The 9,112-nt window shown below is 34.8% G+C and carries 8 protein-coding genes; all 8 read right to left on the bottom strand.

The window, feature by feature from the left end:
* Positions 1-256: 256 nt before the first annotated feature.
* The 8 genes from spoVG to SPD89_RS21935 all read right to left on the bottom strand — a co-directional run bounded on the left by spoVG (position 257) and on the right by SPD89_RS21935 (position 8,560).
* The gene (gene spoVG / locus SPD89_RS21970) at positions 257-556 is read right to left on the bottom strand and encodes a septation regulator SpoVG (RefSeq protein ID WP_336264073.1); all 300 of its coding nucleotides are present in this window, start codon (positions 554-556) and stop codon (positions 257-259) included.
* Positions 557-674: 118 nt separating this feature from the next.
* Positions 675-1,490, bottom strand: a complete 816-nt coding sequence (gene purR / locus SPD89_RS21965; RefSeq protein ID WP_336264072.1) for a pur operon repressor — start codon at positions 1,488-1,490, stop codon at positions 675-677.
* Between the two features lie 120 nt (positions 1,491-1,610).
* Complete coding sequence (locus tag SPD89_RS21960) at positions 1,611-4,346, bottom strand: UPF0182 family membrane protein (RefSeq protein WP_336264071.1); 2,736 nt, start codon at positions 4,344-4,346, stop codon at positions 1,611-1,613.
* A gap of 484 nt (positions 4,347-4,830) precedes the next feature.
* On the bottom strand, positions 4,831-5,013 hold the full coding sequence (locus SPD89_RS21955) for a small, acid-soluble spore protein, alpha/beta type (RefSeq protein ID WP_336264070.1): 183 nt from the start codon (positions 5,011-5,013) through the stop codon (positions 4,831-4,833).
* Between the two features lie 271 nt (positions 5,014-5,284).
* Positions 5,285-5,530: a Veg family protein gene (locus SPD89_RS21950; RefSeq protein ID WP_336264074.1), complete on the bottom strand. Its 246-nt coding sequence runs from the start codon at positions 5,528-5,530 to the stop codon at positions 5,285-5,287.
* A 163-nt stretch (positions 5,531-5,693) separates the two neighbouring features.
* A complete protein-coding gene (rsmA, locus tag SPD89_RS21945; RefSeq protein ID WP_336264069.1) occupies positions 5,694-6,578 on the bottom strand; it encodes a 16S rRNA (adenine(1518)-N(6)/adenine(1519)-N(6))-dimethyltransferase RsmA in 885 nt (294 codons plus the stop codon).
* Positions 6,571-7,137, bottom strand: coding sequence for a ribonuclease M5 (gene rnmV, locus SPD89_RS21940; protein WP_336264068.1), 567 nt, complete (start codon positions 7,135-7,137; stop codon positions 6,571-6,573). Before rnmV ends, rsmA begins: the two co-directional genes overlap by 8 nt.
* Before the next feature lie 157 nt (positions 7,138-7,294).
* Complete coding sequence (locus SPD89_RS21935) at positions 7,295-8,560, bottom strand: ubiquitin-like domain-containing protein (RefSeq protein WP_336264067.1); 1,266 nt, start codon at positions 8,558-8,560, stop codon at positions 7,295-7,297.
* Positions 8,561-9,112: the final 552 nt, after the last annotated feature.

Raw genomic sequence — 9,112 nt, 5'->3', positions numbered from 1 at the left:
ACGGGCATGTTTCGATGTTAATCGTGACCGTTTTGGGTTAGAGACATGGAAAACGGGCATGTTTCGATGTTAATCGTGACCGTTTTGGGTTAGAGTCATGGAAAACGGCGAGTCTTTTTCCAACATGTCGAGTCGATCCGTATCGATTTATTAATAAGCAGTGCCTTATGTCACAGTTTATGGGTAAAATCCTCTTTTTTAACACAAAAAAGACTAATTTCTTAAATAAAATTAGTCTTTTGCTATTCAATCATTATTATGATGCACCAGCACCTTCGTAATGTAAAACATTTGATCCTGATTCTTCTCTAGATTCATACTCTTTTAAAACAGCTTCTTGAATTTTTTCACGCGTTTTAGAATTTATAGGGTGAGCAATGTCTCTGAATTCTCCGTCTGATGTACGTTTAGATGGCATAGCCACAAATAGACCATTATTACCATCAATGATTCTCACATCATGGACTACGAATTCATCATCGAATGTTATTGAAGCAATTGCCCGCATTTTTCCTTCTGCGCTAACACGTCGTAATCGGACATCAGTTACTTCCACTTTTTTCACCACCTCTTATAATTTTAGAGCTTGTATTATTAATTCAACATAAAATTAAAAAGTCCTGCATAATATTAAAAATACTTTAAATATTTTGCAGGATTAGGTATTTATATATTTACTTGTTATAAAAACTGCCTATACTTACATCAATTCGTTTACTTTTCGCATCCACATTCGCTACCTTTACTAATGAAATATACTCATTAATAATTCGTTCATCTTCCTCGTCCTTAGCTTCAGCAAATACCCCTATTCCGACAACAGTAGCATTAAACTCTTCCAGTAAACTTATCATTCCAGTAACCGTTCCACCGGCTTTCATAAAATCGTCAATGATACATACATTTAATCCTTCTTGTAAATTTCTTTTAGGTAATACCATTGTTTGAATTCGTTGGGAGCGACCTGAAACATAATTAATACTAACAGATGATCCTTCCGTCACTCTCATATTACGCCTAATAATAACGACCGGGACATTTAAATATTCAGCTATCGCATACGCAATCGGAATTCCTTTTGTCTCGACAGTGACGACAGCATCAATTTTTTTATCGTAAAAAGCAGAAACGAAAGCTTTGCCTATTTCTTTTAAAATACTAGGACTACCTAACAAATCACTCATATATAAATAACCGCCCGGTAAGATACGGGACGGGTCTTGCAATTCCTTGCATATTTTCTTAATAAATGAAAGACTTTTTTCTTTATCGAACTTCGGAACATATTGTGTTCCACCTGCCGCACCTGCTAAACGTTCTAAAGAGCCAATACCTTCTTTTTCAAACATGTCGTTTATAATATCAAGATCTTCACTTATAGATGATTTCGATGCTTGGAACCTATCTGTAAAATAAGTTAATTGCGTTAGCTTTCTCGGGTGGTTTATAAAATAGTTGGTCAGGCCTACTAATCGATCGCTTCGTTTCATACATTCACCTCAAAACCGAATATTCAACTCTTAATATAGCACCTTTATCCGTGTTTCTGCAACTATATGTAAAAACATCCCGCATGAATAGATACGGGATGTTTTAAATGCTGGTCTATTTTATTTCAACTTCTTCTCTAATTCTTCCATGATTTCACCGGCTTTTGCCCAATCTCCATCAGAAAGAGCTATTTGGTAAGCTTCAAAGAGATCGCCGATTTCCTCCAACATTTCTTCGGCATTTAAAATTGGCTCCGATTGTTCTTTATCACCTTCTGATTCAGCTTCAGGCGTTTCTTCTGTAGATTCTGGTGGTGTAATATCGCCATCAATATAGCTTAAAATTTTCTCTAATGACTTATCAAACGTTTCTTCCATTACAATATGATCTTCATAAGCCATAATTACTTGCTTTACTTCCGGTAAAGAAGTTTCATTGGATGACTCAATATAAACCGGTTCAACATATAGAACGGTGTCTTCTATCGGGATAACGAGTAAATTACCTCGGATCACTTTTGATCCACCTTGTGACCATAAATTTAATTGCTGGGAAATAACACTGTCCTGATTGATTCGGTTTTCAATCTGTTGCGGACCGTAGATATTTTTTTGTTTTGGAAAACGATAAACAAAAATTTCGCCATAATTGTCTCCATCATTTCTGACACCTATCCAAGAAATCATATTCTGTCTATTTTTTGGTGTATAAGGCATCATTAAAATAAACTCTTCATCGTCGCTTTCAGGTAATTTCATCGTAATATAATACGGATCCATTTCAATATCCTTATCAAAATATTTTTCAGTCGGGAATTGCCAAAAATCTTCCCGATTATAAAATACTTCTAGGTTAGACATATGATACGTACCGTACATCGCTGTCTGGATTTTAAACATGTCTACAGGATAACGGAAATGTTCTTTTACGTCTTCCGGTATTTCTTCGGTAAATAAATTTGGAAAAATGTTTTCATATGTTTGAATTAATGGATCTTCTGGATCAACAATGTAGAAATTAACTTCCCCTGAATAAGCGTCAATCATTACTTTTACAGAGTTTCGAATATAGTTCTTGTTACCTCGATAACTTTCGGAATAAGGATAATTTTCCGCACTTACATATGCATCAATAATCCACGCCAATGTTCCATCTTCGCGAATTATAATATAAGGATCATCATCGTACTGAAAGAACGGAGCAATTTTATTCACACGTTCTTTAATGTTTCTAGTTTTTAATAACTGACTTTCATTTGTTAGTTGATCTGAAACAAGAATACGGAATGATCCTTCTTTAATGGCAAATAAAAGCTTATTTATCCCTTGAAGGGGAATACCTAAATCTTCCTCATAACGATTCGTTTCATTTTCTTCTCCTGTAGGATAATCAAACTCATCTACTTTGGAATTTACAATAACATTTGGATAAGGTTCTTCTCCAAAGTATATTTGTGGTCTCGTAACATCTAACATACCGTCGACTGGTATATTCCGTAACATATATTCAGGCTGCCCTTGAGATGTTACTTTATTAACATGACTCATCGCAAGTCCGTACCCGTGTGTATAACGTAGGTTCTTGTTTACCCAAGTTTGTGCCTGTACTGGAAGATCATTCGTACTCAGTTCACGAGCACCGACGAAAACCTGTTCGTATTCACCATCAATTTTGTATCGATCCATATCCATATCATTAAATTTATAATAGGTCCGGAAAGTTTGCAGCTGGTTATAAATATCAAGTAAAGGTCTAGAATCATTCAATCGAACATTATCAAGGGTTAATTGATTTCGTTCAATCATATCTGCATCTAGAGAGGCATTTCCAGGATTTTCTTTTACTTCAATACTATCTAACCCATACGCTGCTCTGGTAAATTCAAGATTATGTTTTAAATAAGGTTCTTCTCTAGTAAATTCATTTGGCGAAACAATAAAGTTCTGCACGACAACAGAAGCAACTTGGCCTATCAACAAGAAAGTTATATAAATAACAATCGGCTTAATACTTGATTGTATATTCCCTCTAAAAACGGAGATAATAACCCAAACGACCATAATAATTGCAACTGCTGCTAATACGTATGATTTCGGAACATTAATTAGTTGATCTGTATAGCTAAGTCCATGGACAACACTTTTTTGAAATAAATTGACTTGATTAGTTAATAAAGTATTATAACGTCCTAAAAGATGAATGCCAGCAAGGAATATCCCAACTAAGCTAAAGGTCGCTGCTAAATGAATTTGCGCATGACGACTCATTCGGTACATATGAAAAGCAGAGTATGCACCGATTTCAATAATTAAAAAGAAAATAAACAAATTTAGCAATGTATATAAAACAAATTCAATAAACGGCAATGTAAAAATATAAAATGAAACATCCATACCGAAAAATGGATCAACTTTATTAAATGAAGTGTGATTAATAAATTTTAAGGCCGGTTCCCAGCCAAGCCCCTGAACTATTAAACTACCAATAAGACCTATAAAAGCTGCAGAAGCTCCCATAATTAAGTAAGCAATTTTCCCTTTTGCCACAAAACTAGGTAATTGCACAGGGCTAAAATGATTCATATAACTTAAACGAATCCAATATAACGTTAAAAAAGTTAAAATAAAAAATAAGATAAAACCTGATACACCTAAAAGTACCTTGCTATATAAAATAGTTGTGTAAATTTCTCCAAAGTTAAGCGTATCCATCCATATATATTCCGTAAATAATTGAAATCCAATATACGAAATTACAATTAAGAAAATAACAATACCAACTGTCATTGAAAATCGTTTACTAAGTCGCTTCATTCGATCAAACTGACTTTTTGAAAAATTATTCCTATTAGCCATTTACTCGCCTCCCCCACACATATAATAACAGACTGAATACATCTTTTAAATAAACATCGCTTTTTATTTATGATTATTTTAAGTTTTATTTACGGAAAATGAAAGTTCACAACGAGCGATCTATTCCAAATCATGATAAAATCATTAGAAAACTTGGCACTCGTTAAAGAAAACAAGCCCTCATCACTAAGCGTATGCCTACGTTCGTCTAAAAAGATTGTTCTTGGCCGACCTACCTAAAGAGCCGTAATGGCGAAAGACAGAGGTGATGCTGCTCTTATGTTTCGGGAGTGCAAACCTTTACGATGAATAACTTAGTTGCGGTTACGCCTATTGACGTGTTGCTAGTACTGACATATTGGTGGGACATGTGTGCAAATGCTAGTTCGATGGGACGAGTGAGCGCAGTCCCAGGACGTCACGTTTTAGCCAGTTCAAGTCAAGAAAGGATTTATACTTTTTTCCATAAAAAAAGACAAACCCTTTAGGGTCTGCCTTTATTTTGCATATTTTCTTCTGCCATTTCAATTGCACGCTTTACCATATTACCTGCATCTCGAGCTCTTATTCCGCCCCATCCCTCTTTTTTAACAGTGTCGTAAAAACCTAACTCTTTGGCAATTTCTTCTTTCAATTGGTCTGACATAATTCCGCGGCGTCTGGCCATGAAAGAGCATCTCCTTTCCGGTTAAGACTTCTTACGACATTTATATTCTTTACTTATTTTTAATAAAAAAACGTGTTAAATTTTTCAAAAACATTCGATAAGTGAAAGCTTATTAATGAGCGTAGCTCCCGGCAACGGAGCGTATGAATTTACGTAAGGAGCGGAAAAGCCAACGAAGAAATTCGCAGTGTCATTTTTACCGGACTTTTTGAACATCCTCCTTAATACAAAAATTTCCCCGTATCAAAAAAGTAGTAAACAATGCTGTTTACTACTCTCCTGCCGCTTGGCTTCTATCATCTATAAAATTAATTTCTACTGCTTCTGTTAAAACATCAGCATAACTGTAAGATACACGTTCAAATGCATTTTCATCTTTGTCTAGTTCTACAACAAAAACAGAAGGATATGTCTCCGATAAAACTCCTGACCTGATAACCGTTCTCCGTCTGCCTCCATTGGCAGTTAACTTCAAACGTTTACCAATTTGTCCTTCAAGACCTTTTTTAATTTCCATTATTGTTTTCACTAGGACTCCACCTCACTGTATATTATCTTACCATAAGCTTGTTTATTAGTCAAATAAAACATTCAATTATAACAGGATGATAAACAAAAATCAACAGGTTTAGTCACTTCCTTTTAACTTTTAATTCGACTATTCTAATAAGGATAGTCTCTCAAAGCTTAAATTCCGCTTCAGAAAATTGGTTTGCTAATAGGGCAAACTCCTGAATGGCTAAAGATTCTCCTCTTCTCCCCCCGTCTATTTCTGTTCGTTCTAAAACATTGGTGATACGATCAACGGGATATCTATCCTTAAAAGAATTGATTAAATTATTTCTTAACGTTTTTCGTCGATGCCTGAAACTCGCTTGAACAATAAAGAAAAATAATTGTTCATCCGTTACCTGAACAAGGGGAGAATCCCTTTTAACTAATTGCAATACACTTGAAGTCACGTTTGGTTGTGGAATAAACACTGTTTTTGGAACATCCATTACTATATGCGCTTCCGTATAATATTGTACTGCTATGGATAATGAGCCATATTCCTTAGTATTTGGACCGGCAGCCATTCGCTCGGCCACTTCCTTTTGCAGCATAACAGTAATTCGTTCAACAGGTATTTGTTGTTGTAAAATGTTCATTAATATCGGGGTAGTAATATAGTAAGGTAAGTTTGCTACAATATGAAGCGACAGATTTGATGTGAAATATTGTTTAATTGTTTTATGTAAGTCTGCTTTTAAAATATCTTGATGAATTATTTTGATATTTGTATACGCTGCTAAGGTATCCTGTAATACCGGCAGTAGACGTTGATCAATTTCAAATGCAATAACTTTATTTGCAGCCAATGCAAGTTGTTCTGTCAAAGAACCGATCCCGGGACCTATTTCTATGACACCAGACATTTTATCAATTTTTGCTGCATGAATCATTTTTTGTAATATATTTGAGTCAATTATAAAGTTTTGTCCCAGGCTTTTTTTAAATGAAAATCCATATTTTCTTAAAATTTCTTTCGTTCGGTTAGGAGTTGCAATAAAATCTTTAGTCATCGTCTCGTCCTCTTTCTAGTATATGCTGCATTGCCCAATCTAATTCATCTTTAGAAATTTGTAACATATGAAGCCTTTTTAATAATTGTTTTCCATTTGTAAACCCTATGTGAAGGAGGTTTCCGAGAAGCTCTCTTTTCTCCCTCGAATTACTTGCACCAATTAATCCATATTGAAGCAAATCTGTTTTTTCAATATCGCTCTTTTCCAAAAGGGTTACTTCATATACGTTTTGGAGCGCTGCTTGGATATCTGCTACCGATGCATGCTCAATCCCGACACTCTTATTCGATGATGTGGATCTTGCTTTTTCTTTTGGTAAAAATGCATGCTTACAATTAGGTATTTCCTTTTCAATTATATTACGAATACGCTGACCTGGGTAATCAGGGTCAGTAAAAACAATCACGCCACGCCTATTATTTGCAAGCTTAATTAATTCTAATGTCTCCTGATTAATTGCTGAACCATTCGTTTCAATTGTATCAGCATGTACTGCTTGATTTATTTTTGTTGTATCACTTTTACCTTCTACCACAATTACCTCTTTAATTTTCACTATACGTTCCTCTTTCGATTCTTTTTGCTCCATTATAACGTAATTTATTGGAGATTGTTGATATTATCATTAGTCTATGTCGGATTAATTATTTATGGATAATTTCAATATAAAATACTCTTGCCAGAGCTCTGACAAGAGTATTTTTTAAAATGTATTAGTTTAAAATTTTTACTTGAACTGTTTTACGACCCCAGTTCTTTGCTTCGGAATCAGAACTTACAAGGACATCGATCCTATTTCCTTTAATTGCTCCACCTGTATCACCAGCGATTGCCTCTCCGTACCCCTCAACCCAAACTTTGGAACCTAATGGAATAACATTAGGATCAACGGAAATCACTTTTGGTGTTGGACTTTGTTTAATATTAATTCCAGTAGCAGTAACACCGGAACAACCAGAACAATCTGCCGAATAAGCGGTAGCTTCTACCGTGAATACTTTACCGTCATTTTTTGGTTCGGATGATTCTTTCGATGATGACTCATTCGATGATGATTCATTCGATGACGATTCATTTGAAGAATTTTTTACAGCAGTCTTAGTAGTTTCTTCTTTTTGAACCTCTTTCGTTCCAACTGCCACTACTTTGTTTTTACTTTCTTCTAACACTTTTTCCTCGATTAGTTCTCGTTCTACTTCTTCTTTGTTTTCCTTTGTAACTTCGTATATCTTAAGTACTTTTCCCTCTGTTCCTTCAGAAATAGTTTTTGTAGTACCCTTTTCTAATGAAGAGTCTTCTTGCTCTTCAGTTTCAAAAGGGATGCTTTCTTCTATCTCTAGGGATTCCTTTTCAACGTGGATAATGGATACTTCCATATCTTCTGTTACTTCTTCAGCTAAACCAGGTTTTACCTTATCTGTCTTTTTGATTTTTATATTATTTTTGTCCAATAGTTCTTCTACAGTTCCGCCAGTAGTCCAAAATTCTTTTTCTTTTCCTCCGTCATTTACTAATACCTTAAATGCTTTATCTACCTTAATTTCCAATCCTTCCTTTATCTCGGTCATATCACTGGGCGAGAGTTTATCATGTTCGGAAATATCAAGGTCTACTTCTTGAAGAAATTCACCGACTGTTTCAGCTGTTGTGTTATGTACATCTGTTTCTCCATCAACTGTTAAAAGAACCTCTTTAGCTGTGTCAAAATTAATTTTCATACCATCGAATACTTCTGCATTTTCTGCATGTGAGAGTTCATCATATTCTCCCACTTGTATTCCAACTTCTTCTAGCAGCTCGCCGACAGTTGTCTTATGCGTCTTTACAACTTGAACTTCTCCATCTGCTGCGATTACTACTTCGGCTTTTGTTGCATCAAATATAACCCACGTTGAAAACAAGGTTACCAATATTGCCGTAAAAATGGAGTATCCCGATTTGGATTTTACAGCCAATAATGGTTTAAGTATATTTTGCATATTTCAGCCTCCTTATTTCGCTACCAATTATATGGTAATATCGAAGGCTAAGTCAAAATCAGTACGGTTACGAATACTTTACAGTCTCATTACATGGAAAGTGTATTTTCTGACAATTACAATCACAAGTGTATCAACACTTAGCCTGGACAACATGCTATGTATACAACCAATCCATGTCACCATTTTGTAAAAAAAATATAATAATTCTACTAAAAAGTTACTTTTTCAACAAAAAATAAGCATATATAAAACTCATTTAATGAAAACAATTCAAAATTTTACTCAAATTCCTCAGTTGAAGTTTGAATTAGTTTAGATTCTTCATCGAATTTTTTAAAATAATTGATCATTTCCATAAACTGTGACGTAAAAGTCTATATGATCAGCTCCGTATCTCAGGAAAAGGTATATATTGCGAAACGACTCCTCATGTTCTGAATCGACTCGACGTCTTGGAAAATGACTCGACATGTTTGAAATCGACTCGACGTCTTGAAAAATGACTCGACATGTTTGAAATCGACTCGACGTCTTGAAAAATGACTCGAC

Origin of the sequence: Pseudogracilibacillus sp. SO30301A, from assembly GCF_037072025.1 — a bacterium.
GTDB lineage: Bacteria > Bacillota > Bacilli > Bacillales > Amphibacillaceae > Pseudogracilibacillus.
Note: the sequence above shows the minus strand (reverse complement) of the source record. Positions and strands in the feature narration are given on the sequence as shown.

Coding starts and splice junctions, on each gene's coding strand:
- rsmA (WP_336264069.1), bottom strand. CDS start 6,578: ATGACTAAAGATTTTATTGCAACTCCTAACCGAACGAAAGAAATTTTA.
- SPD89_RS21935 (WP_336264067.1), bottom strand. CDS start 8,560: ATGCAAAATATACTTAAACCATTATTGGCTGTAAAATCCAAATCGGGA.
- purR (WP_336264072.1), bottom strand. CDS start 1,490: ATGAAACGAAGCGATCGATTAGTAGGCCTGACCAACTATTTTATAAAC.
- SPD89_RS21955 (WP_336264070.1), bottom strand. CDS start 5,013: ATGGCCAGACGCCGCGGAATTATGTCAGACCAATTGAAAGAAGAAATT.
- SPD89_RS21960 (WP_336264071.1), bottom strand. CDS start 4,346: ATGGCTAATAGGAATAATTTTTCAAAAAGTCAGTTTGATCGAATGAAG.
- SPD89_RS21950 (WP_336264074.1), bottom strand. CDS start 5,530: ATGGAAATTAAAAAAGGTCTTGAAGGACAAATTGGTAAACGTTTGAAG.